Source organism: Streptomyces turgidiscabies Car8, from assembly GCF_000331005.1.
GTDB lineage: Bacteria > Actinomycetota > Actinomycetes > Streptomycetales > Streptomycetaceae > Streptomyces > Streptomyces turgidiscabies.
Genome location: NZ_AEJB01000019.1, coordinates 15,508 through 39,928, shown reverse-complemented (window position 1 = coordinate 39,928; position 24,421 = coordinate 15,508). Strand labels below are relative to the sequence as shown.

21 protein-coding genes are annotated in these 24,421 nt (G+C 70.5%); 2 read left to right on the top strand and 19 right to left on the bottom strand.

Annotation, left to right across the window (positions count from 1 at the left end):
* Positions 1-54: 54 nt before the first annotated feature.
* From STRTUCAR8_RS01580 to STRTUCAR8_RS01510, 15 genes are all read right to left on the bottom strand, one after another.
* Positions 55-771: a helix-turn-helix transcriptional regulator gene (locus tag STRTUCAR8_RS01580; protein WP_078507085.1), complete on the bottom strand. Its 717-nt coding sequence runs from the start codon at positions 769-771 to the stop codon at positions 55-57.
* Positions 772-1,033: 262 nt separating this feature from the next.
* Positions 1,034-2,671 carry an outer membrane protein assembly factor BamB family protein gene (locus tag STRTUCAR8_RS01575; RefSeq protein WP_006373595.1) on the bottom strand — a complete coding sequence of 546 codons (1,638 nt, stop codon included), beginning with the start codon at positions 2,669-2,671 and terminating at the stop codon, positions 1,034-1,036.
* A 72-nt stretch (positions 2,672-2,743) separates the two neighbouring features.
* Entirely contained in the window at positions 2,744-4,582 is a 1,839-nt protein-coding gene (locus STRTUCAR8_RS01570) for an outer membrane protein assembly factor BamB family protein (RefSeq protein WP_044471449.1), read from the bottom strand.
* 275 nt (positions 4,583-4,857) lie between these two features.
* Positions 4,858-6,669 carry an ABC-F family ATP-binding cassette domain-containing protein gene (locus tag STRTUCAR8_RS01565; RefSeq protein ID WP_006373590.1) on the bottom strand — a complete coding sequence of 604 codons (1,812 nt, stop codon included), beginning with the start codon at positions 6,667-6,669 and terminating at the stop codon, positions 4,858-4,860.
* Between the two features lie 138 nt (positions 6,670-6,807).
* Positions 6,808-6,999 (bottom strand): hypothetical protein, encoded by a 192-nt coding sequence (locus tag STRTUCAR8_RS53795; protein ID WP_006373592.1) that lies wholly within the window; start codon positions 6,997-6,999, stop codon positions 6,808-6,810.
* 31 nt (positions 7,000-7,030) lie between these two features.
* Positions 7,031-7,396, bottom strand: a complete 366-nt coding sequence (locus STRTUCAR8_RS53790) for a hypothetical protein (RefSeq protein ID WP_006373607.1) — start codon at positions 7,394-7,396, stop codon at positions 7,031-7,033.
* 40 nt (positions 7,397-7,436) lie between these two features.
* Positions 7,437-8,390 (bottom strand): hypothetical protein, encoded by a 954-nt coding sequence (locus STRTUCAR8_RS01550; protein WP_006373598.1) that lies wholly within the window; start codon positions 8,388-8,390, stop codon positions 7,437-7,439.
* 11 nt (positions 8,391-8,401) lie between these two features.
* Positions 8,402-9,874: an APC family permease gene (locus tag STRTUCAR8_RS01545; protein WP_044471448.1), complete on the bottom strand. Its 1,473-nt coding sequence runs from the start codon at positions 9,872-9,874 to the stop codon at positions 8,402-8,404.
* Between the two features lie 191 nt (positions 9,875-10,065).
* Positions 10,066-12,138, bottom strand: coding sequence for a sensor histidine kinase (locus tag STRTUCAR8_RS01540; RefSeq protein WP_100247469.1), 2,073 nt, complete (start codon positions 12,136-12,138; stop codon positions 10,066-10,068).
* 90 nt (positions 12,139-12,228) lie between these two features.
* Positions 12,229-13,008, bottom strand: a complete 780-nt coding sequence (locus STRTUCAR8_RS01535; RefSeq protein ID WP_006373597.1) for an MHYT domain-containing protein — start codon at positions 13,006-13,008, stop codon at positions 12,229-12,231.
* A gap of 194 nt (positions 13,009-13,202) precedes the next feature.
* Entirely contained in the window at positions 13,203-14,339 is a 1,137-nt protein-coding gene (locus STRTUCAR8_RS01530) for an N-acetylmuramoyl-L-alanine amidase (protein WP_006373594.1), read from the bottom strand.
* A gap of 247 nt (positions 14,340-14,586) precedes the next feature.
* The gene (locus tag STRTUCAR8_RS01525; protein WP_006373614.1) at positions 14,587-15,480 is read right to left on the bottom strand and encodes a 4-(cytidine 5'-diphospho)-2-C-methyl-D-erythritol kinase; all 894 of its coding nucleotides are present in this window, start codon (positions 15,478-15,480) and stop codon (positions 14,587-14,589) included.
* The gene (gene rsmA / locus STRTUCAR8_RS01520; RefSeq protein ID WP_006373601.1) at positions 15,477-16,409 is read right to left on the bottom strand and encodes a 16S rRNA (adenine(1518)-N(6)/adenine(1519)-N(6))-dimethyltransferase RsmA; all 933 of its coding nucleotides are present in this window, start codon (positions 16,407-16,409) and stop codon (positions 15,477-15,479) included. The genes STRTUCAR8_RS01525 and rsmA overlap by 4 nt, the downstream gene beginning before the upstream one ends.
* A gap of 184 nt (positions 16,410-16,593) precedes the next feature.
* A complete protein-coding gene (locus tag STRTUCAR8_RS01515) occupies positions 16,594-17,502 on the bottom strand; it encodes a GlxA family transcriptional regulator (protein WP_006373584.1) in 909 nt (302 codons plus the stop codon).
* Positions 17,503-17,529: 27 nt separating this feature from the next.
* Positions 17,530-18,135: an isochorismatase family protein gene (locus STRTUCAR8_RS01510; RefSeq protein ID WP_006373585.1), complete on the bottom strand. Its 606-nt coding sequence runs from the start codon at positions 18,133-18,135 to the stop codon at positions 17,530-17,532.
* Positions 18,136-18,373: 238 nt separating this feature from the next.
* Between STRTUCAR8_RS01510 and STRTUCAR8_RS01505 the strand changes: the two genes are divergently transcribed.
* Entirely contained in the window at positions 18,374-18,631 is a 258-nt protein-coding gene (locus STRTUCAR8_RS01505; RefSeq protein ID WP_044471446.1) for a hypothetical protein, read from the top strand.
* 30 nt (positions 18,632-18,661) lie between these two features.
* Here STRTUCAR8_RS01505 and STRTUCAR8_RS01500 read toward each other — a convergent pair whose 3' ends face one another.
* The 4 genes from STRTUCAR8_RS01500 to rsmI all read right to left on the bottom strand — a co-directional run bounded on the left by STRTUCAR8_RS01500 (position 18,662) and on the right by rsmI (position 22,604).
* On the bottom strand, positions 18,662-20,029 hold the full coding sequence (locus STRTUCAR8_RS01500) for a resuscitation-promoting factor (RefSeq protein WP_006373613.1): 1,368 nt from the start codon (positions 20,027-20,029) through the stop codon (positions 18,662-18,664).
* A 102-nt stretch (positions 20,030-20,131) separates the two neighbouring features.
* On the bottom strand, positions 20,132-21,010 hold the full coding sequence (locus tag STRTUCAR8_RS01495; protein WP_044471445.1) for a TatD family hydrolase: 879 nt from the start codon (positions 21,008-21,010) through the stop codon (positions 20,132-20,134).
* Positions 21,011-21,143: 133 nt separating this feature from the next.
* Positions 21,144-21,533, bottom strand: a complete 390-nt coding sequence (locus tag STRTUCAR8_RS01490; RefSeq protein WP_006373603.1) for a hypothetical protein — start codon at positions 21,531-21,533, stop codon at positions 21,144-21,146.
* Between the two features lie 177 nt (positions 21,534-21,710).
* The gene (gene rsmI / locus STRTUCAR8_RS01485) at positions 21,711-22,604 is read right to left on the bottom strand and encodes a 16S rRNA (cytidine(1402)-2'-O)-methyltransferase (RefSeq protein ID WP_006373579.1); all 894 of its coding nucleotides are present in this window, start codon (positions 22,602-22,604) and stop codon (positions 21,711-21,713) included.
* 73 nt (positions 22,605-22,677) lie between these two features.
* Here rsmI and STRTUCAR8_RS01480 point away from each other — a divergent pair, with 73 nt between their 5' ends.
* The gene (locus STRTUCAR8_RS01480; protein ID WP_006373611.1) at positions 22,678-24,420 is read left to right on the top strand and encodes a dolichyl-phosphate-mannose--protein mannosyltransferase; all 1,743 of its coding nucleotides are present in this window, start codon (positions 22,678-22,680) and stop codon (positions 24,418-24,420) included.
* The last annotated feature ends 1 nt before the right edge of the window (position 24,421 follow it).

Below are 24,421 nucleotides of genomic sequence, written 5' to 3'. Positions count from 1 at the left end.
GACGGCTGAGGCGACAGACGAGGTGACAACCGAGGTGGCGGTCGCAGTACCTCGTCAGAACTCCGGTTCCGGAGGTGAGTGTGGCTGATGCGTCTGGTGCGACGGGAGCGGGCCCGCCCGGTCCAGCAGCCCCGTCCGGGCCGCCAGTGCCGCCGCCTCCAGCCTCGAACCGACCCCCAGCTTCATCAGCACCCGCTGCACATGCGTACGGGCCGTGCTGGGCGCGATCCCCATGCCGGCCGCGATCAGCCGGGTGTCCTCGCCGTCGGCGACCCGGACCAGGACCTCGACCTCCCTCGGCGTGAGCATCTGCAGCAGGCGCTGCCCCTCGTCGTCCGGCTGGGCGGCGGGGTTGAGGAGTTCACTGAACGCGCCCTGCAGCAGCTGCGGGGAGACCGCCACCTCGCCCGCTCTGGCCTTCATGATGGCGCGCTCGACGCCCTCTATGCGCTCGTCGTGACGTACGTATCCGGAAGCGCCCGCGGCGAAGGCGGCGGCGATGCCGCGCGGGTTGGGCACCGGACCCAACACCAGAACCGCCACCTGCGGACGCTCTCGCTTGATCCGTACCACCGGGTCGAACATGCCCGGCTCGGCCGGTGTCGCCGTGCCCAGCAGGCACACCTCCGGCGCGCGTGTGATCACCAGTTCCGCCGCGCCCGCGGCGGGCGCCGCCGCGGCGAGCACCCGGTGCCCGCGCAGCTTCAACGCCGAGGCAAGAGCCTCGGCGAGCAGTCGGTGGTCGTCGACCACCATCAGCCGCACTCCCATCGAGCCACCCCCCAGTCCCCCCAACGGTTGTCCCTTCTGGATGCCCATTGGTCCCCACGGACGGGAGCCCCCCGGCTCCCCCCGCTTCTCATGCCCCCGGAAGCTACACGCTTGTTCGACGTTGCGCTTCCCTACTGGAGAGAAGTGCCCCGGATCGTCGAAAATCCTCTCATTCGAGGGTGATGAGTAGTACGTGCACGACCCCGCCCCTGAACAGGGACGGGGCCGTCAACGGCAGTGGTCGGCGATCAGCCGATCGTGTTCAGTTCGTGCCGTACGCGATCGCCAGGTACCGCTTCTCCCCCGTGGCGGAGGGCTTGCGGGCGTACACCTGGGACATGTAGAGGCGGCCGTCAGCGTAGATCAGCTCGGCGTACTCGGGCTGCATGCCTGACTCGATCTCGCGGACCGACTTCGTCGCCGGGTTCTCCATCAGCTTCGTCTGGGCGAAGGAACCGCCGTCGATGCTGACGATCTGGCCGCCCTTGTCGTAGGGCGGGCGCTTGTACGCGATCACGTTGTCGCCGTCCATGGTCAGCGGGGAGATCGAGTAGCCGTCACCCGCGTCCGCCCGCTGTCCGTCCTGCTTGCCGGTGGCGAGGTCGAAGGCGACGATCTCGTTGGTCCTGCTGTACTCGCCGGTGCCGTCGTGGTCCTCGGTCGGGAGGTACAGCTTGTCGTTGCCGACGGCCAGCTTGGTGCAGTACTCGATCCTGGTGATGCCCGAGCACCTGGCGGCGTACCGGTCGCCGGGCGCCGAGATCTTCGTACGGAGCCGGCCGGTCGTGTTGTCGATGGAGAAGAAGTCCGAGATGCCGCTGCCGTCGCCCGCGGAGCGGTTGATGTCGGCGGCCACGACCAGCGGGTTCGTCGACACGACGCTGGCGTCCTCGATGCCCTTGGCCATCGCGTACTCGGAGAGCACCTTGCCGGAGACCGGGTCGATGGTCTGGATGTTCAGCTGCCGGGCGCCGTAGGAGCCGCACTTGCGTACCGCGACCAGCTTCTCGCCGCCGCCGTAGCCCGCGTCGTAACAGGTGTCGGTCGGCTTCGGGGACCAGAGGGCCTTGCCGGTGATGTCGAAGGCGGCGCCGCCGCTGGTGCCGCCCACGGCGACCGTGTTCGCGCTGACCGTCACGTTGTCGAGGTTGATCACCTGGTCGCCGCTCTTGACCGTCCGCGTCCACAGCTGCTTGCCGGCGGTGAGGTCGATCGCCGCGACCTGGCTGCAGCCGTGCGAGGGCTTGTCCTTGGTCGGCATGGCGGGCTCGTACACGACCGCCGTCCGATGGTCGGCGGTGGTGTGGCGGCTCGCCTGGCAGACCGGGCCGGGCAGCGGGACCGTCCAGAGCTTGGTGCCCTTGACGGGGTCGTATCCGGCGATCTCGGCGCGACCGGTCTTGGCGTACACCGTGTCGGTGAGCCAGGACCCGACCACGGTGGTGCTGCTCTCGTCGGCGCTGACGACGGGCTCGGGGACCTGGAAGAGGACCTTGGAGGCGGTGTTCGCGGGAGCCTTGTCCGTGCCGTCGTCGCCGCCGTCACCGCTGACGCCGCTGTCGGTCCCGCCTGTGCCGCCCGTCGTGCCGGAGGCGGTGTTCTTGTCGTCGCTCTGGCCGCCCTTGGAGGAGGAGTACCAGACACCGCCGCCGATGATCAGTGCGATCGCGGCGACGGCCGAGACGATGATGGCCGCCTGCGCGTTCAACTTCCTTTTGGGGGTGGGCGGTTGAGGCGGATAGCCGGGGTGCGGCTGCTGTTGCGGGTGCTGCGGGTAGCCGTGTCCGTACGGCGGCTGGGGCTGGGGCTGCTGGGTGTACGGGTTCGGCCCCTGGGGATAGCCGTAGCCGGGGGGCGGCGGAGGCTGGTTGGGCGGAGGCGGGGGCGGCGGCTGGGTCATGACGTGGGTACCTCGGGAGCGGAGAGAGGAGAGAAGGGGAGAGGGGCCCCCGGAGAGGGCCCGGAGGAGGGTCTACTTGCCGTAGGCGAGCATCAGTTTCTCCTTCAGCTCGTCCTTGCCGCTCAGCCTGGTGGTGGAGAGGAAGAAACGGCCGTCCACCCAGTCGTACGCCTTGGAGTAGAAGCCGTTCTCCACGTCGGCGGCGCCCGCCGGGTTCTGGAGCAGCTTCGTCGGGGTGTGGCTCGTGCCGGTGACGGGGATCGACACGACCTGGCCGCCGGCGTCGTACGGCGGCTCGACGTAGGCGACGAGTTCGCCGCCCTCGACCTTCAGCGGCAGCATGGGCTGCTCGGCCGGTGACTTGACGCGCCACTTCTCCTTGCCGGTGGCGAGGTTGATCGCGACGACCTCGTTGGCCTCGGTCGGCAGATAGAGGGTGTCGGCGTCGGTGGCCACGCCCTGGCAGCCCTGGAGGTCACGCTCGAGGATCGCCCAGCCGCACACGGGTGCGAAGGACTCGTCGACGGAGACCTCGGAGCGGAAGCTGCCGTCGTCCTTGAGGGTGGAGATGTTCCACGACTTCTTGTCCTCGTTGGTGAGATAGAGGACGACAGGATCGACGGAGTAGGTACGCGCGACGGCCCAGCCCTTCGGAATCGGCCGGGTCCAGCGGGCCGCGCCGGTCTTCGGGTCCAGTTCCTGCACCTCGTCGTGTTCCGTGGAGGTGGACGCCCCGCAGGACGACACGGCGATCAGCCTGGCGCCGCCCGCGAAGGCGGCGGGGAAGCAGGCGGCCCCGTACTTCACCTTGTCGAACAGCTTGGCGCCGGTGTTCAGGTCGTACGCCGTGCCGGACTGCGAACGCCCGACCATCAGCGTCGTCCCCGTGACCGACAGCTCCACACTGAGCGAGCTGTCGAACAGCGCCCCGTCGGCGACCTCACCGCTCCAGCCCTTCGCACCGGTGTTCAGGTCGAGCACCTGGAGCTTGTTGCACTTGGCCCGCTCGCTGGCACCGCTCATATAGGCGACCACGACCTTGTCGTCGGCCGACTTCTGCGGGGTGACGGCGCAGATCTTCTGCGGGAAGGTGATCGGCCCCCATTCGGTGCCCCCGTCCCCGACCCGGAACGCGAACACCTCCTTGTACGCCGTCTTCACAGCCACCTTGTCCGTGATCCACATGCCGTCGGCGTTGGCGCCGGAGGCGGGCGCGTCCGGCGCGTCCTTGGACCAGAGGACCTTCGCGTCACCGGCCTTGCGCCCCGCGTTGAGGTCGTCGGGGTCCGCGCCGGCGGTACCGCCGCCCCCCTTGTCGTCGCCACCGGCGGCGGCGTCGGCGGGGCCGGAGGCGGGCGCGGAGAGGTCGGGGCCGGCCTGGCCGCCTGTCGCGCCGGGCTTGTCGTCGTCGCCACCGCCGCTGGTCACCGCGTACACCGTGCCCCCGATGACGAGCAGCGCGGCGACAGCCGCTCCGAGCATCAACGCGGGCCGCCCCTTGAAGGGGCTACGGGAACCGCCACCGGGCGGGAGCTGCGCCGGGGGCACGGGAGCGCCGGGGAACTGCGGCGGTTGCGGGCCGGGGTAGCCGTACCCGGGCGCGCCACCGTACGCCGGGGGCTGGGGGGCGTAGGGGCCGGACTGGCCGGACTGGCCGCCGTACGGGCCCGGTTGGGCGTAGGGGCCGGGCTGCTGCGGATGGCCGTAGCCCGGCTGGGGCGTGGGCGGGGTCGGCGGCGGGGGTGGCGGCGCCCCGTTCGGCACGGGGGGCATGGGTGGCGGTGACCCGTACGGCGTGGCCGGCAACGCGCCCTGCGGCACGCCCGGTGGCACGCCCTGCGGTACCTCCGGCGGCGGTCCGAAGCCACCCTGGGGCGGACCCTGGGGCGGTTGGCTGGGCGGCTGGGTCATCAGCGCGTTCCCCCTTCAGCTGATTTTTAGCCACGCCCCGAGGTACGCGAAGAGTGCGCGGCCGCACTCGGAAATATCCTCGGGGGAGTTCTCAGAGGGCTCTTTCTACCACTCCGTGGCCACCCCGCACCTGACTGTATCCGCCCCTGTCCACCTCTGTTCCCAAGGGCGAACAGGCCCGTGATACCGCCGTTATGCGCCTTCACGCGCCCTTCACGCCATGTCTGTGAACTTCACGCCTTGCCCGCCTCCGGCCAGACCTCGTCCGCCTACGGCTATGCCTCGTCCGCGAGTTCCAGCCACCGCAGTTCCAAGTCGTCGCGCTCGCCGGAGAGTTCGCGCAGTTCGGCGTCGAGCTTGGCGACCTTCGCGAAGTCGGTGGCGTTGTCGGCGATCTGGGCGTGAAGCTTGCTCTCGCGCTCGGACATCTTGTCCAACTGCCGCTCGATCTTCTGGAGTTCCTTCTTGGCGGCGCGGGAGTCGGCGGCGCTCTTCTCGGTGACGGCCTTGCCTGCCGAGGGGGTTGACTGGATCGCGGCAGCGGCGACCTCCTCCATCCGCTTGCGCCGCTCCAGGTACTCGTCGATGCCGCGCGGCAGCATCCGGAGGGAGGCGTCGCCGAGGAGGGCGAAGACACGGTCGGTGGTCCGCTCGATGAAGAACCGGTCGTGGGAGATGACGACCATGGAGCCGGGCCAGCCGTCGAGGAGGTCCTCGAGCTGGGTGAGGGTCTCGATGTCGAGGTCGTTGGTGGGCTCGTCGAGGAAGAGGACGTTGGGCTCGTCCATGAGGAGACGCAGGATCTGCAGCCGGCGCCGCTCACCACCGCTCAGGTCCCCGACCGGGGTCCACTGCTTCTCCTTCCCGAACCCGAACGTCTCGCACAGCTGTCCGGCGGTCAGCTCGCGCCCCTTGCCGAGGTCGACGCGGTCGCGGATCTGCTGCACGGCCTCCAGCACCCGCAGGTTCGGGTCGAGCTCGCCGACCTCCTGCGAGAGATAGGCGAGCTTGACGGTCTTGCCGACGGCGACGCGTCCGGCGGCGGGCTGCTTCTCGCCGTCACTGCGGGCGGCCTCGGCCATGGCACGCAGGAGGGAGGTCTTGCCGGCGCCGTTGACCCCGACGAGCCCGATGCGGTCACCGGGGCCGAGCTGCCAGGTGAGGTGCTTGAGAAGCACCTTGGGCCCGGCCTGGACGGTCACGTCCTCGAGGTCGAACACGGTCTTGCCGAGCCGGGTCGAGGCGAACTTCATCAGCTCGCTGCTGTCACGGGGCGGCGGTACGTCGGCGATCAGCTCGTTGGCGGCCTCGACGCGGAAGCGCGGCTTCGACGTACGGGCGGGCGCCCCGCGCCGCAGCCAGGCCAGCTCCTTACGGACCAGGTTCTGCCGCTTCACTTCCTCGGTGGCGGCGATGCGCTCACGCTCGGCGCGGGCGAAGACGTAGTCGGTGTAGCCGCCCTCGTACTCGTACACGTCGCCCTTCTGCACGTCCCACATGCTGGTGCAGACCTGGTCGAGGAACCACCGGTCGTGGGTGACGCAGACGAGCGCGGAACGGCGCTCGCGCAGATGCCGGGCGAGCCAGGAGATGCCCTCGACGTCGAGGTGGTTGGTGGGCTCGTCGAGAACGATCAGGTCGGGCTCGTCGATGAGCAGCTTGGCGAGCGCGATCCGACGCCGCTCACCACCGGAGAGCGGCGCGATGACGGTGTCGAGCCCCTGTGGGAACCCCGGCAGGTCGAGCCCGCCGAACAACCCGGTGAGTACGTCCCTGATCTTGGAGTTCCCGGCCCACTCGTGGTCCGCCATGTCCCGGATGACCTCGTGGCGGACGGTGGCGGTGGGGTCGAGGGAGTCATGCTGGGTGAGCACGCCGAGACGCAGGCCACCGGAGTGCGTGACCCGCCCGGTGTCGGCCTCCTCCAGCTTGGCGAGCATCCGGATGAGGGTGGTCTTGCCGTCGCCGTTACGACCCACGACCCCGATCCGGTCCCCCTCGGACACCCCGAGCGAGATCCCGTCGAGCAGGGCACGGGTCCCGTACACCTTGCTGACGTTCTCGACATTGACGAGGTTGACGGCCATTTTGCTCCTGAGGTGGGGTGGATCGACCTTCCAGGATAGTGGGCGGGGTGGGTGGGGGTTACGGGCGGATTCCCGGGGGCGGCGAAACAGCGTCGAGGGTGCGGGTCCCTCGCCCGCGTTTCCTTCTCACTTCACAGCTCACCTCACAGGATGCCGCACCTCGGACACGACGAACTCGCCGTAGTGGAGCGCCGAACCCAGTGCCGCCAGCCGCGCGTAGCGCTCCGGCGAGAGCGCCCCACCGGACGCGGTGCCGATCTGGGCCGTCGCCCGCAGCACCAGCCGGAACGCCAGGTCCGGAGTGCAGTGACGGACATACTCGGCCAGCACCTGCCTGTTCCGCTCCGGTACGACGCGGTCATCACCGATCTCGGCGGGGACCGCAGGGGGGGACGGCGGCCTGCGCGTGCCGGGTCAGCCAGGCGTCGCACAGTTCGGTGAGCGTCTCCATCCACCGCGTTCCCAAGGTGACGCCGGTCCGTCCTCCGGAGAAGAAGGACGGCCCGTCCGCCGTGCCGGCCAGCCACAGCGCCTCGATCGTCTCCGAAGGAAGCCGCAGCAACAGCCGGGTGTCGCTCCGGACGGCGAGGACGCTCTCCGGGTCCAGTTCGTCCCAGAGGTGGTACCCGGCCGTATCGGCTGCCGTGGGCCCGTGCTGACTCCCGTCCTCGTGGAACATGCCCGTCAGCCAGGTCACACCGAAGTCTGCCTCGTCGGCACCGCGCACTGAACGTCGCCTCCGGCGGTCGGGACCGCTCCCCGACGGCCTACTCGCGCCACTTGTTGATCTGCTTGACCGGATCTCCGGTGTAGGACCAGGGAGTTCGTGTGGCGCGGCGTCCCTGCATCCGCAGGAGTGCGGTGGTGATGTCCGTGGCGCCCGCGAGGCAGGCGGCGTGGGCGAGACAGTTGAGTTCGCGCAGTTCGGAGGGGAGCACCGGGGTGTCCGGACGCGCCTGGATCCAGCGCTCCCAGGAACGTCTCACGTCGTTGACGGCACCGTCGTGATCCCAGTGCGGCCCGAGCCGCATGGCATCACGCCGGCCCTTTGCCGCGTCCAGAAGATAGCGGTACTCCTCTACGCGGGCGTGCTGCACCAGAACCGGCAGCGGGGTGCCGGAGGGCGCCACGTCGGCGGCGTCGCGGGCGAAGCCGTACATGTACCCGTGCGTGCCGTGCCAGCGGGCCGAGTAGTAGTGCAGAACCTGCAGGTGCCCCTCCACGCTGTACGGATCACGCGCGTGCAACTCGTCCCACCAGCGGGCCATTTCCCGCTGTTGTACGCCCGACGGATACAGCCGGGCAACGGAGATCAGCGAGATCCACGGGGTCGGATCCTCCGGATACGCCTCGGCGGCCTGCAGACAGGCCGTCACCACGGTGTCGAGGCGCTCCACGGCGATCGGGACGCCCCGTCCCGCCGCGATCGCCAGGCCGAAGACCCGGGCCGTCTCCGTGGCCGCCCGCAACACCGATGCGTCGACGCTGCGGGGATCGGCGGCCAGCCACGACTCCACCGTCGTACTGTTCGCGCAGGCCTGCGCGAGCAGCCGGACGCGGTGGCCTCGCATCGACCAGTCGACGGTCGAGGCCCGCAGCAGATCGCGCAGGCCCTGCCAGCGGCCGATGACGATGTCCTGGCGGGCGGAGGCGAGGGGCGCGTCTCCGCCGTCGGGGTCGAAGTCGATGTCGGCGCTGGAACTGAATCTGTTTCGCGCCATCGGACTCTCCCTCAGAAGTCGGTGGGGGCGCCCTCGTACGCATGAGACCGGGCGGTTTCATGGACGTCGGGGACGTAGTCCACCTCGACCGTGCGCGAGGCGTCCAGCTTGACCGGCCGGTAGTACTCGCTGCCCTTGCGCCAGTACCAGAGCATCGGCACCAGACTGACGGCCAGGCCTCCGAGGCCGATCGTGACCGCCGCCCCGCTCAGCTCGCCGAGGGACTCGACGAGCACCCAGAACATGAACACCGCGCCGAACAGCGGCCACAGCCCGCCGAAGACGAAGTTGGCGACCGACTTCAGCAGGAGCTTACGGTAGGCGACGACCACGGCCAGGCCGGTCAGTCCGTAGTAGACGGCGATCTGCAGGCCGATCGCCGAGATGGCGTCGGACAGGATGTCGCCCACCGAACCCAGGGCGTTGGACGCGACGAACAGCACCAGCGCCACCCCGCCCACGACGACGATGGCCACCCAGGGAGTGTTCCACCGGCGGTGCACCCTGCCGAGCGCCGCCGGCATCGTTCGGTCCCGACCCATCGCGAACAGCGACCGCGTGACCTGGATGAGGGTCGTCTCCAGGGTGGCGATGGTGGACAGCATCACGGCCATGATGAGCAACTTGCCGCCCCAGCCCGGCCAGATCTCCTCACCGAGCGTGCCCAGCACATTGCCCTCGTTCTCGGCGATCTGGGCCGGGGTGAGGACGACGGTGGTGAGGATCGTGAACACCTCGAACAGCAGGAAGACGATGCCCAACCCGATCAGGCCGGCGAGTCCCGTCGTGCGGCGGCTGTTGCGCGTCTCCTCACTGAGGTTGCTGGTGACGTCCCAGCCCCAGAAGTAGAACGCGGCGATGAGGGCACCGGCCGCGAAGCCCGACACCCCGTCGAAGTGGCCGAAGCCGAGCCAGGACCAGTCGAAGTCCCGGGCGTTGTCCGTGTGGAACACGGCGAGCACCGCGAAGAGTGCCAGGACGGTGAGTTCGACGCCGCTCATGATGAGCTGCGCTCGTACGGTGAGCCGGGCACCGCCGAGCACGACGCCGAGCATGATCAGGAACCAGCACGCACCGACCACCGTGGACAGCCCGGTGTTCTCCGCGAGCCCCTCGTCGAACAGGGCCAGCGTCATCGATCCCGCGGGGAGCGAGCCGGCGACCATGAAGATGGTCGCCGAGACCACCAGTGACCAGCCGCTGACGAAGCCCAGGAACGGGTGCAGCGTGCGGCCCACCCAGGAGTAACTGGCGCCCGCGTTCACGTCGATACGGCCCAGGTAGCTGAACGCGAGTGCGATACCCAGCATGGGTATCGCGCAGTACAGCAGTGCCGCCGGACTGGCCAGCCCCACTGTGCCCACCAGGACCGCGGTGGTCGCCGCGATCGAGTAAGCCGGTGCACTGCCCGCCACCGCCATCACCACGGTGTCGAACGTACCGAGGACGTTGGCCTGCAGTCCTCGGCCTCTGCTGATGCTCATGCTCACGTCACTTTCTGTCGTGCACGACAAAGGACGGCGCCCTCACTGGCCCGGCAGTGGGAAGTGATCACCACGGAACCGATGGTTCCGTGGTCAGGAGGTCACACTATGTGCGCGAGCGATGGTACCGCTGTTCTTTTATCTTTCAAGTGTGGCCCGGAGTGCGTTCGCCCCTCCCCAGGACCCCAGCGTTACTGGTCCCACTGCTGCGGCATCAGCGTCGCCGACGCCGGTGTCGGCGCCGGTGTCAGGGTTCGGGCGTCGGCGGTGGCCGGGGTGTGCTCGTGGCCGTATCCGTACTCGTCGTCGTGTTCCTGGCCGTGGGTCGGCATGTCGTCGCGGAGGAGGTTTTCCGGGATGAGGACGGCTGCCGTCACGCCGCCGTTCGGGGAGTCGCGGAGTTCGACGCGCAGGCCCTGGCGGGTCGCGAGGCGGTTCACCACGAACAGGCCGATCTGCTTGGCGTCGAGGAGGTCGACCTTCTCCGACCGGAGTTTGCGGTTGGCGTCGGCCATCGCGTCCTCGTTCATGCCGAAGCCGCTGTCCTCGACCTCGATGATGACACCGTCGCTCAACCGGGCAGCGCGCAGCCGCACCTTGGCGCTGGGCGGGGAGAACGACGCCCCGTTCTCGACGAGTTCGGCGAGCAGGTGGATGACGTCGGCCACCGAGCCGCCGTTCAGCGACACCCGGGGGGCCGACCAGATCTGGACGCGGCTCGCGTCCTCGATCTCGGACACCGCGGCGCGCAGGGTGTCCGCCAGTGGGATCGGGTCCCGCCAGCCGCGGCCGGGCGCGATGCCGGAGAGGATGAGGAGGCTCTCGGAGTGGCGGCGCATCCGGGTGGCGAGGTAGTCGACGCGGTACAGCTCGTGCAGCTCGGCGGGGTCGCGTGGGCGCTGCTCCAACTGGTCGAGGATGTCGAGCTGGCGGTGCAGCAGCACCTGGCTGCGGCGGGCGAGGCTGACGTACACGCCGGAGATGCCACTGAGGAGTTCGGCGCGTTCGGAGGCGGCCTTGAGCGCCGCCCGCTGTACGGCCGTCAACGCGGTGCCCACCTGGGCGAGTTCGTCCCCGGCGAGTCGGCGCAGCGGGGCCTCGGCGTCGATGTCGACGCCCTGACCCGCGTGCAGCCGCCGCATGGCCTGCGGAAGCCTGCGGCCGGCCACTTCGAGGGCCGAGTTGCGCAGGTCGAGCAGCTCCACGATCAGGCCCCGGCCGACCGACACGGAGACGAGGAGGGAGAGCAACACGCCTACGAGGCCCAGGAGCACGGCGATTCCGGAGGCGCCGAGGGTGGCCCAGCCGAACGGGTTCGCCTTGGCGGCAGCGGCCGTACCGGCCTCGGTCTCGGCCTTGCCGAGGGCGTGCAGCACATCATTCGCGGCCTTGTCCCAGCCCCTCAACAGGCCGTCACCGACCGCTGATTCGCCGGGCCCGGCGCTGCGTACGCGGTTCTCGGTCTCCGCCAGCTGACGGTAACTGCCGCTCTGCAGAAGCTCGTTGTACGCCTTCTGGTGTTCGGGCCGCAGATCGGCGACCGCCGGCTTCAGCAGACCGCGCTGGACGGCGACCGCGCCGACGAACAGCGCGTACTGGTCGCCGGTGAGCTTTCCGGCGGCGCCGCCCGCCGCGAGGAGCGCCTGCTCCTGGGCCACGGCCTCGCGGGCACGGGAGAGTTCGAGGACGACGCGGGCCTCGGAGGCGGTGGTCGTGCTCTTCTCCCCGGTGAGCGCGCCGGTGACGGCGAAGGCGTCCTCGACGAAGCCGGTGTACGAGGTGTACGCGGCGGAGGCCGCGGCGGCGGTCTGCTTCGCGTTCCGGTCGCCGCTGACCGACGCGCGCAGCGCCGTGAGTCCCTTGGCGTCGTCGGTGAGCCTGTCGAGGCGGTCGGGCAGGGCGGAGTTGAGGAGCGCGGCGTCGGAGCTGGTGGAGTTGACGCCGTCGAGCAGGGCGTCGACCGCCTTGTCGGTGGCCACCTGGGTCCGTGTCAGGACGTCCGAGTCGCCCGAGGCCGGGTCGCCGGCGTAGCGGGCGGCGAAGGTGCGCTCGGTCTGTATCGCGGTGACGAAGTCGGCGACCGGGGCGAGCAGTTCGGAGTTGACCTCCTTGGCCCGTTCGGCGTCACCGATGGTGGACGCGGTGGTGACCGCCGCGAAGCTCCACAGAGCCATGAGGGAGACGACGGGCAGCATCAGCAGGGCGACGATCTTCGCCCGTACGGATCTGGGGCGCAGTCGTTCGGCGGTGCGAGCCATACTCATGGGAACCTCGTTGGCCTTTGTTCTTCAGCCCGTCCGGCGGAAATGGGAAGCGGGAATGGGGATTGGGTACGGAGTACGGGGAGGGCGGAATCAGGCGGTGGACAGTTCGACCTCGCGCAGCAGCTCCGCCGCGATCGCCGACTCCGCCCGCTGCCCCGTGGGCGACAGGGCGACATACGCCGACGCCAGGAACAGGAACGACCCGAGCAGTACGGCCAGCGGGAACAGGAACTCCGTGGACGTGGCTCCCGGCAGCTCCGCGCTGCTGGGCGTGAGCGTGACCTGGACGGCGAACATCGCGGTGTAGTGCATGCTGCTCACCGCGAGGCCCATGACCAGAGCGGCGATCGTCGCGAGCACGGGCCCGCGCACGATGAGCGTGAGGGTCAGCGCGGCGGTGGCGGCGACGACGGCGATCGCGACGGAGGCGCCGACGAGCACCGGGTCGTACGAGAGGTCGCCGTGCAGGTTGAGGGCGTACATGCCGGCGTAGTGCATGGCGGCGACGCCGAGACCCGTGCCGAGGCCGCCGAGGATCACCGACCTGACGCGGGAGCGGCCGTACCCGGCGGTGAAGACACCGGCGGCGACGACGGCGATCGCGGTGAGGAGGCTGAGGACGGTCAGCGGGACGTCGTAGCGGATGGGGGTGCCCTCCACGCTGAAGCCCATCATGGCGACGAAGTGCATGGTCCAGATGCCGGAGCCGATCGCGAGCGAGGCCAGCGTCAGCCAGTTCCGCTTGGAGGCGCCGTCGGCTTCCAACGCCCTTACCGTGCAGCGCAGTCCGAGTGCCGAGCCCAGACAGGCCATGGCGTAGGAGAGGACGGGGGTGACCCATCCGGCGCTGAAGTGGTCCATGTGGCCCATGGGGGAATTCCTCTCGCCCGAGGCGCGGGCAGGGGGGCAGCGCCTCGGTAGTACCACCGGTATCAGGGGGACCGGGGAAGGGCTGATCGCTGCGGGGGAAGGGGTCGGCCGACCTTCGCCGACCCCTCAGCACCGTTCAGCAGGGTGAGTTGCGTTCGATCGCGTTCAGCGTCGCCGCCGATGGCACAGAGCCATCAGCGTTTGGCGGCGACCTCCGTACGGACCTCGCCGAGGAGGTCGTACATCGTCTGGCCGGGGCAGTCGGTCGACAGCCAGTCGCGGTGGCCGCTGATCGCATTGACGTCCTTCGTGACCCCGTTGACCGGGTTCACATAGGTCAGCCTGGCCTGCGGGTCCAGGCCCTTGAAGCGGGCGATCACCTTGATCAGGCGGATCAGCGACGCCTTGGCCGCGTCCGTCGGCGGCTGGTCGACCAGCGTGCCGATGAGGGCGATACCGAGGTTGCCGGAGTTGAAGCCGGCGGTGTGGAAGGCGGTGACGAGCTTGCCGTCCTTGTCGAAGGCGGGGACCAGGTCGTCGCCGGAGTAGCGGCCCTCGTAGACGGCACCCGCCTCGTCGATGAGGAAGTGGTAGCCGATGTCACCCCAGTCGAGGGTGATCGCGTGGTACTCGTAGATGCCGCGCACGGTCGACGCCGGGTCGGGGTCGGCGTTCGGGGTGTCCGTGTGGTGCACGGTGACCGTCTGGAACGGGTAGTACACCTCGGGCGAGTTGACCTTGCCGTCCTTGTACCGCTTCGACTCGTCGGCGCCCCACGCCGGTCGCGACAGGTACTGCACCCCGCGCACCCGGGTCGGTTCGGTCGGCACCCGGAAGGTCTTCCCGGACCCGCCGGTCGTGTCGATCGCCAGCGACCGCGCCCCGCCCGCGCTCGCCCCGTCGGGCAGCTTCAGCTCGTACGCGGTGGCGTCCCCCGCCGCCACCAGCGCCGTGCCGCCGCCCTCGACGGTCGCGCAACCGCCGCTCAGCTCCTGCCACTTGCCGGGCGTGGAGGCGCCGTCCGCGAACTTGATCCCGGCGCCGTCCGCCGCGCCGCTCCAGCGCACACCGACGTACGAGATGGCGAAGGCGGCGCCTGCCTCGGCGGTGCCGGTGGCGGCCTCGGTTCGGGTGGCCGGGAACTTCTGCGGCTCGGTACCGGCGGTGCCGGACGTGCTGTCCGTCGTACCGGACGGTGAGTCCTCGCCGTTGGTGGCCGCGAAGACCACCGGGGTCAGCGCGCCGCCGACGGCGACAGCGCCCGCGGCACCGATCATGCCGCGCCGGGTGAGGGGAATTTTCCTGCGATGACTGGGGGGAGGTACGGACACGGAGATGCCTTCCGGAGGTGCTGGGGCAGTTGGCAACTCAAGGGGGACCCCACGCCGCGCGCACTCTGGAATTCGGTGAACTCCGAAGACTTGGCGGAGATCTGTGGCGGACGGCGAGTGCTTGAAGTTGAAAAGACCCTACGTGTCACGTCCGCCCCACCTGCGCTCCCTCAAGCCAAGGAACGGTGAATTCCCTGTGGAGGTCGGAAAAATGGGTTAACTCAGAAGTAACTCTGTGTGTTCACCGTCACAGCACACGCGCGCCCGGTACCGGTCCTGCCGCCACCCGTACGGACCGGCAGGTGCCGGACGCGGACAGCGCCCGCGCCACCTGCTGTGCGGCCCCCGCGTCGCGGGCGAGGAACGCCGTCGTCGGGCCGGAACCCGAGACCAGCGAGGTCAACGCGCCCGCCGCGCGGCCCGCCGCGAGGGTGTCGGCGAGGGCGGGGAAGAGCGAAAGAGCGGCGGGCTGGAGGTCGTTGGAGACGGTGGCGGCGAGCGCCTCGGGGTCGCCCTTGGCCAGCGCGTCGAGGAGTTCGGGATAGGCGACGGGCACCGGAACCTCACTGTCCGCGACCAGCCGGTCGAACTCCCGGAACACGGCCGGTGTCGACAGCCCGCGTTCGGCCATCGCGAACACCCAGTGGAAGGTGCCGCCGGTCTCCAGGACCGTCAGCTTCTCCCCGCGCCCGATCCCGAGCGCGGCCCCGCCCACCAGACTGAACGGCACATCGCTGCCCAACTCGGCGCAGATGTCGAGGAGTTCGACGCGCGAGGCGCTCGTCCCCCACAGCGCGTCGCAGGCGAGCAGCGCACCGGCGCCGTCGGCACTGCCACCCGCCATCCCGCCTGCGACGGGGATGTCCTTGGCGATGTGGATGTGCACGTCGGGCGTACGGCCGTACCGCTCGGCAAGCGCTACGGCGGCACGGGCGGCGAGATTCGTACCGTCGAGGGGGACTTGAGCGGCGTCGGGCCCGGCGCAGGTGATCCGGAGCTCGTCGGCCGGAGTCACCGTCACCTCGTCGAAGAGGCCGACGGCGAGGAAGACGTTGGCGAGGTCGTGGAAGCCGTCGGGGCGCGCGGCACCCACCGCGAGCTGGACGTTGACCTTGGCGGGAACCCGTACCGTCACGCTCACAGCTGCCCGGACTCCTCGTTGTCACCGTCGGTGTCGCTGTTCTGCTGCTGGACCTTGTTCTCCGCGATGCGGACGAACTCCTCGACGCTCAACGACTCGCCGCGGGCCTGCGGGGAGACACCGGCGGCGACGAGGGCGGTCTCGGCGGCGGCGGCGGATCCGGCCCAGCCTGCGAGCGCGGCGCGCAGGGTCTTGCGGCGCTGGGCGAAGGCGGCGTCCACGACCGCGAAGACCTCGCGGCGGTCGGCGGTCGTCTTCAGCGGCTCGGCACGCCGGACGAGCGAGACGAGCCCGCTGTCGACGTTGGGCGCGGGCCAGAACACGTTGCGACCGATGGAACCGGCCCGCTTGACCTCGGCGTACCAGTTGGCCTTGACGGACGGTACGCCGTACACCTTCGACCCGGGCGGCGCGGCGAGCCGGTCGGCGACCTCCGCCTGCACCATGACGAGGGTCCGCTCGATGCTCGGGAACGTCTCCAGCATGTGCAGCAGCACGGGTACGGCGACGTTGTACGGAAGGTTCGCGACCAGTGCGGTGGGCGGGGGGCCGGGGAGTTCGGTGACGCGCATGGCGTCGGAGTGCACCAGCGAGAACCGGTCGGCGCGGGTGGGCGTCCGGGCGGCGACGGTGGCGGGCAGGGCGCCCGCGAGGACGTCGTCGATCTCGACGGCCACGACCCGGTCGGCGGCCTCCAGCAGCGCGAGGGTGAGGGACCCGAGCCCCGGCCCGACCTCGACGACCACGTCGTCGGGCCGCACACCGGCGGTGCGCACGATACGGCGGACCGTGTTGGCGTCGATGACGAAGTTCTGCCCGCGCTGCTTGGTGGGCCGCACACCGAGAACCTCGGCGAGCTCACGGATGTCGGCAGCGCCGAACAGCGCGTCGGAGGTGGGGAGGGCATCGGGGGCGGGGCTGGTGCTCACGGGTCCAGGGTACGGGGGTGGGGGGTGAGGGCGGGACGCGGCGCTTGGCCGTGCGGAGCCAGGACCGGCTGATCCGGTCCGACGCTCGGGAGAGCACCAGAGCACCAGAACCCCAGAACCCCAGAACCCCGAGGCTTGCGGTGGTCTCGACGTTTCGCTCACCACGTCGTCTCACCGCGTCCCGTCACGCCGCGCGGCTGCGCAGGCGGCGCAGCATGCGGGCGTCCTCGAAGCCGACCGAGTGGGCGGCGGCGTCGACCGTGGCGCCGTGGCTGATGAGGTGCTCGGCGCGTTCCAGCCGCAGGGTCTGCTGGTAGCGCAGCGGGGTGAGACCGGTGGCGCGGCTGAAGAGCCGGGTGAGGGTGCGTTCGCTGACGCCGACGACCGAGGCGAGGTGTGGCAGCGGTAGGGCTTGGTCGAAGCGGGTGTCGATGAGGTCCTGGGCGCGGTGCACGGTGTCGTCGAGGTGGGACCGGTGCCGGAACATCGCGCTGGTCTGTGGCTCGTGGCCGTTGCGGCGGGCGTAGACCACCATGTCCCGGGCGACCTGGGCGGCGACGGCGGGCCCGTGCCGGCCGGCGACGAGGTGAAGGGCCAGGTCGATCCCGCTGGCGATACCGGCGGAGGTGATCACCCGGTCGTCGGCGGTGAACAGGACATCGCGGACCACGACGGCCCCGGGGTGGCGCAGAGCCAGCTCGTCCTGCACGTCGTGGTGGGTGGTGCAGCGCCGGCCCCGGAGCAGGCCGGCCCGCCCGAGTGCCTCGGCTCCGGCGCAGACGCTGGCGACCGTTCCGCCCCTGGTGTGGTGGTCCCGAAGGACTTGGAGGGAGGCGTCGGTGATGGCCGGTGAGTCGGCCAGGGTGACGGCTCGCCAGCCGGGGACGACGATCAGGTCGTCGGGCCCGAGGTCGGGCCAGTCCAGTCCTGCCACCACGGGCAGCCCCTGAGCCGTGGTGATCTGCGCCTGCTCGGCGAGGTAGGTGAGGGTGTAGGGGTGCCCGAAGTCGGCCGCCGTGGAGAAGACCTGCGCGGGGCCGGCCAGGTCCAGCAGGTGGACTCCGGGTACCAGGAAGAAGACGACGTGGCTCACGATTCGGCCATCATGCCGGAAGACCGGTCATCGTGCCGGACGTTCCGCCGCGGCCTCCACCTCGTCGACCGTCGCGATGGTGGCGAAACGGCCCGCGAGGGCGTACTCGGTGCGCCGGATGATCTCGTCGGCGGGCAGGGTACGGGGGTCGGCGAGGAGTTCCGCGACGCTCTGGCCGGCGGGGGCGTCGCGGTGCGGGATCGGGTTCGTGGCGGTCGCGTCGACGACGAAGGTGACCTGGTAACCGAGGTCGCTCGCCACGCGGGCGGTGGTCTCCACGCACTGCTCGGTGCGGATACCGCAGACGGCGAGTTCGCCGACCCCGTGCTCGGTGAGGCGTTGTTGCAGGTTGGTGGTGGTGAAGGCGTTGTGCGAGGTCTTGTGGATCAGCGGCTCGCCGTCCTCCGGCAGCCCCAGCTCCTCCAGCAGCCGCACCTGACCGAGGGCCGGGTCGAAGACATCACCGCTCCCCGGCTCGGAGTGCAGCACCCACACCACCAGGTCCCCGGCTCGGCGGGCCGACCGGACCAGCCGGTTCACCTTGTCGGCGATCTTCGGGTCGGAGATGGTCTCCCACAGCGGGTGGGCGCGGAAGGACTCCTGGACATCGATGACGATCAGTGCTCGGGTCATGCCTCCAGCTTCCGGCGTGCGGAGGGTGCGGCGACAGGCCGCATCGGGTCCCGGGGCGGACGGATCCGGTCAGCCGACACCCTGACGCGCACAGGCGGAGCCAAAGGCGGACGACCCCCTGCCGTCTCGCCAACCTGCTTGAATACCGGTCGAGTTGAGGGAGACCGAGCGCTGGACGAGGCGAAGCTCCTGGTTGAGTGGGTCGGCGACAAGCACAGGCAGACAAAGGATGGATCTCATGAAAGCGACACAGGACTCCCCCGTGGGGCACGAGGACATCCAGGCCCCCTCGGGACGGACCAGGTGGTGGGTGGTCGCCCTCATCCTGGGTCTGCCGGCACTTCTCGTCGTCGGCTTCATCGCCATGGTCGCGATCTGGGTGCTGAGCGACGACTCGTCCGAGGCCGACCAGCGGCCTCCCCGCTCTCTTCAGGTCAGCGTGGGAGACCCATGGGCCGGCAGCACTCCTGCCTTGTCCCGGACATCGACGATGTGACACCGGGGCTCTCTTCGAGGTGACCGCAGGCTAGCCGTGCAACCGCCCCCCGCAGTGCGGCCAGGGCCCCGCCCCCCGTTTCACGTACAGCCTCTTCGCGCGCAGTGTCTGTTCCTCGCCCGTGGCGTCCTGGGGGCGGCCGGAGCCGCCGAGGCTCTGCCAGGTCCGGGTGTCGAACTGGTACAGGCCGCCGTACGTGCCCGACGGGTCCACCGCGTTCGGGCGCCCCCCGGACTCGCAGGCCGCCAGGGAACCCCAGTCCAGATGGTCCGCCCCCCGCACCGAGGTCGGCAGGGGTTTCGTGCCGACCCTCACCAGCTGGGCCCGGGGCTCGCGGACGACCTCCGTGCGCACCCGGCGTGGTTTCTGCTTCACGCCGTTGACCGCGCGCAGGGCGAAGGTGACACGGCGCAGGCCCGGGCTGCCCGCCTGGTCGACGATCTCCGTGCCCTTGAACAGGGACGCGTCCTGGGTGCGCCGGACGTCGTAGGGGATTTCCTCCTCGCGTACCTCCTTGGAGCCCGTCACCCGCAGCACCGTCACCGCCTGGCCGTCGCGCGGGAAGCTCGCGGCGGCCACCGACAGGGCGTCCTCGCCGCGCAGGGTGATCCCGGCCTCCCGCACCGCCTCGGCGACCGTCGCCGCGTTCGTACGGATCGTGCGGGCCCGGCCGTCCGCCATGATCGTCACCGTGCGCTCGGTGCGGACGTCGATCGTGAGCCCCTGCCTGCCGATCTTCTGGGAGCGCGCGAGGGAGAGGTACGCGCCCTCCGCGCGCACCCCGAGCTGTCTGAGTGCTTCCTCCACCGTGTGTGCCGTCGTCCACACCTCACGCCGTTCACCGTCCAGAGTGATCCGTACGGGTCGCCCGTAGTGGACGCGGACCTCGTCGCCGCTGGCCAGTGCGGTGCCCGGCGCGGGGGCGACGACGTCGTGGGCGCCCACCGCCACCCCCTCGTCGGCCAGCAGTTCGGTCACGTCGTCCGCGAAGGTGTGCAGGGTGCGCGGCTTGCCGTCGACGCTCAGTTCGATCGCCTTGTCCTTGGCGACGAAGGCCGTCGTACCGCCCGCCAGGAACGCCACGACGAGTGCCTGCGGCAGCAACCGGCGGATGGCGTCGGGCCGTTCGGATCCCTTGCGGCGCCTGGCCGCCCGCCCCTCGCGGGAGCGCCCTTCGCGGGTCGGCCCGGTCGCCGCCTGCTGCCGGGGCACCCCGGCCGGCGGCAGCGGCGGCTCCGGGGGCGCCGGGGGCTCGTAGGCGGGCCGGTACGTGTCCGCGTACGGCAGGACCCCGTACGCCACCGTCTCGGCGGTGTGCGGGTCGTACCCCCCGTACGGCGACGGCGGCTGCGGCCCGCCCACGGGGCTGTACGTCTCGTACGGCGGCGAACTGCTCACGACGACACGCTCCAGGTTCCGGCGACGGGCACCGAACCTAGCGGAGCGGCCGTCACTCTCCAAAGCGACGCGACTACCGAGCGTCAACACACGTCAGTGTTGTCAGTAATCGAAGGCACGTGCGGTGTTGGCCGCGATGGCGGTCGCCAGTCCGTCCTCGTCGATGCCCCGCACCTCGGCCATCGCCCGCAGGGTGACCGGGATGAGGTAGGGAGCATTGGGCCGGCCCCGGTACGGCGCCGGGGTGAGGAAGGGCGCGTCCGTCTCGACGAGGACCAGCTCCAGCGGGGCCACGGCGAGCGCGTCGCGCAGCGGCTGGGCGTTCTTGAAGGTCATGTTGCCGGCGAAGGACATGAAGTAGCCGTGCCCGGCGCAGACTTCGGCCATCTCGGCGTCGCCGGAGTAGCAGTGGAAGACGGTCCGCTCGGGGGCACCCTCCTCCTTCAGGACCCGAAGGACGTCGGCGTGGGCGTCCCTGTCGTGGATGACCAGCGCCTTGCCGTGCCGCTTGGCGATCTCGATGTGCGCCCGGAAGGACCGTTCCTGAGCCGCCTTGCCCTCGGGTCCGGTGCGGAAGTAGTCGAGTCCCGTCTCGCCGACGCCCTTGACCTGCGGGAGTCCGGCCAGCCGGTCGATCTCCGCGAGCGCGTCGTCGAGGGCGATGTCGCCGCCGGGCACTCGCGCGCCCTGCCGGGACCAGCCGTCGGGGTCGCCGTGGACGATGCGGGGGGCCTCGTTCGGGTGCAGGGCGACGGTCGCGTGCACGCTGTCGTACGTGGCCGCCGTCTCGGCGGCCCAGCGGGAGCCCTTGATGTCGCAGCCGACCTGGACGACCGTCGCCACCCCGACCGACGCGGCCTTGGCGAGGCCCTCCGCGACGGTGCCGGACTGCATGTCGAGGTGGGTGTGCGAGTCGGCGACCGGCACCCGGAGGGGTTCGGGCAGCGGCGGGGCTTCGGCGGCTTGGGACTTGGCAGACATGCCCCTGATCCTACGAAGGGCGGAAAACCCGCGCCCCAAAGGGGCGCGGGCCTGCTTCATCCTGCGGCTCCGCCGCGTGGGCGCGGCCGGCCCCCACCGGCCCGCAGCAGATGAACCGCCCAGCCGGCGGAGCCTAACTCGCCTTGCGGTGGAACGGGTGGAGGAGATCCGAGAGGTGCCAGTGGTGGTCTTCCTTCGGTGTCCCTGAAGCCTCGTCGGCCACCGGGACGGCCCTGGGCACCGTGCGCTGCCGCTGCATCGAGTTCTGCACCGACGACACCTGGCCCGCGCGCATGATGCGTACGACATGGCCGTCGCAGTTCTGGCAGGTGGGGCGGGTCAGCGGGGACGGTACGACGCGGCCGTCGGCCACGTACATGACCATCTGGCCGCCCTCGGTGTCGGTGTGGTGCTCGATCTCGTACGACTGTTCCCAGCCGTGCCCGCAGCGCATGCAGGCGAAGGAATACGACTCGTGTACGACGGCGGTGGCCGTGCTGCGGTGGCCGGTGGTCTCGCTCATGCCAGCTCCTCTGGTCCGCTGGACACAGGACGGGTGCGTCCCTGTGAACCAGTGGACGCCTCTGCCGCCGCGAAGGCATCCGACCTGTCGACTGTTGAAGGCGTTTTGGGCATTCCTTGTGGGAACGGCCCGGATCCGAGGGCCGGCCTTTGCCGTTCGGCGCCCGCCTTTGCCCCCTTATGACGTGCCGGGCGTCACAGTCCCCGTACCACCCGTACCGCCCGCACCCTGCGCGTTCTTCGCCGCCACGACCGCGTCGAACACCTCCCGCTTGGGGAGCCCCACATCGGCCGCGACGGCCGCGATGGCCTCCTTGCGCCGCTCCCCCGCCTCCTCGCGCACCCGTACCCGCCGCACCAGTTCCTCGGCGCCGAGCTCCCCGCCGTCCTTCTCGGGGGCGCCCTCGACGACGACGGTGATCTCACCCCGTACGCCCTCGGCCGCCCACTCGGCCAGCTCGGCCAGCGGACCGCGCCTGACCTCCTCGTACGTCTTCGTCAACTCCCGGCAGACGGCGGCCCGTCGGTCCGCGCCGAACGCCTCCGCCATGGCGGCGAGGGTGTCGTCGAGGCGGTGCGGGGCCTCGAAGTAGACGAGGGTGCGCCGTTCCTCGGCGACCTCCCTCAGCCTCGACAGGCGTTCGCCCGCCTTCCGCGGCAGGAAACCCTCGAAGCAGAACCGGTCGACGGGCAGCCCGGAGAGCGCGAGCGCGGTGAGTACGGCGGACGGGCCGGGTACGGCCGTCACCCGGATGTCCTTCTCCACGGCGGCGGCGACCAGCCGGTACCCGGGGTCGGACACCGACGGCATGCCCGCGTCCGTCACCAGCAGCACCCGCGAACCGCCGAGCAGCGCCTCGACCAGTTCGGGGGTGCGCGCCGCCTCGTTGCCCTCGAAGTACGACACCACCCGGCCCTTCGGCTGCACTCCGAGCGCCTGGGTGAGCCGGCGCAGCCGACGGGTGTCCTCGGCCGCGATGACGTCGGCGCCCTCCAGTTCCGCCGCGAGCCGGGGCGGCGCGTCCGTGACGTCGCCGATGGGAGTGCCTGCCAAAACCAGTGTTCCTGTCACGTTTCCATCCTCGCAGGGCCATCAAGAGCCCCTTCCACGGGACGCACACAGCGCTGTTCCCTACGATGGCGCGGTGACCAGTACCGCGCCCTCCACGGACACCCGGCTGACCGCCCCCTCGCCAGAGCAGCGGCCGGCGTGGCAGCAGCGACTGCGCCGCTACGGATACACGGCGAAGCCGAGAAGCGATGTCCGGGACCGGCTGGTGCCGCCGTACACGGAGCCGAGCCCCCGCCTGTGGGCGACCCTCGGGCTGCCCCCCACCCTCACCGACCGGATCACGCGCTGGTCCGGCTGGGGCGGCCCGCTGCTGGTGACGCTGCTGGCGGGGCTGCTGCGCTTCTGGGACCTGGGCAGTCCGAAGCGGGTGATGTTCGACGAGACGTACTACGCGAAGGACGCGTGGGGTCTCATCCACCGGGGCTTCGAGGTCGGCTGGGACAAGGACGTCAACGACCTGATCCTGAAGACCGACGGGCACGTGCCCGTCCCGACCGACCCGGCCTATGTCGTGCATCCGCCGGTCGGTAAGTACGTCATCGGACTCGGCGAATGGATGTTCGGGTTCAACCCGTTCGGCTGGCGCTTCATGACCGCGCTGCTGGGCACGCTGTCGGTCCTGATCCTGTGCCGCCTCGGGCGCCGCCTCTTCCGCTCCACCTTCCTCGGCTGCCTGGCGGGCACGCTGATGGCGGTGGACGGCCTGGCCTTCGTGATGAGCCGCACCTCGCTGCTCGACGGCGTCCTCCAGTTCTTCGTCCTCGCCGCCTTCGGCTGCCTGGTCATCGACCGCGACAAGGCCCGCGAACGGCTGGCGGCGGCGCTGCCACCGGACGCGGACGGCGCGGTACGACCGGACGCGCACATCGCCGAGACGACCCGCTTCGGCGTACGCCCCTGGCGCTGGCTCGCCGGCCTGATGCTGGGCCTGGCCATCGGCACCAAGTGGAACGGCCTGTACATCCTGGTCGCGTTCTGCGTGATGGCGGTGCTGTGGGACGTCGGCTCCCGCAAGGTCGCCGGCGCCCGCCACCCGTACGAGGCGGTCTTCAAGCGCGACCTGGGCTGGGCTTTCCTGGCGACGGTCCCGGTCGCCGTCCTCACCTACCTGCTCTCCTGGACGGCCTGGATCCTCTCCCCGTCGGACGGCACCGGCGGCTACTACCGCAACTGGGCCGCGACCGAGGGCAAGGGCAGCAGCTGGTCGTGGCTGTTCCCCGACTGGTGGCGCAGCCTCTGGCACTACGAGCACGCGGTGTACGAGTTCCACGTGGGCCTGCACACCCCGCACAACTACCAGTCGAACCCGTGGAGCTGGCTCGTCCTGGGCCGCCCGGTCTCGTTCTTCTACGAGTCCCCGGCCCCCGGCAAGGACGGCTGCCCCACCGACGCGGGCCAGCAGTGCGCCCGCGAGGTCCTGGCCATCGGCACGCCCCTGCTGTGGTGGGCGGCCTGCTTCGCCGTCATGTACGTGCTGTACCGCTGGCTGTTCCGGCGTGACTGGCGGGCGGGCGCCATCGCCTGCGGCATCGCGGCGGGCTACGCCCCCTGGTTCATGTACCAGGAGCGCACGATCTTCTTCTTCTACGCGATCGTCTTCCTGCCGTTCCTGTGCCTGGCCCTGGCGATGATGATCGGCGCGATCATCGGCCCACCGGGTTCGAGCGAACGACGCCGGGTCGCGGGCGCGGCGGGCGCGGGTGTGCTGGTGCTGCTGATCGCGTGGAACTTCATCTACTTCTGGCCGCTGTACACCGGGACGGCGATTCCCATCGACTCCTGGCGTTCACGAATGTGGCTGGATACCTGGGTCTGAT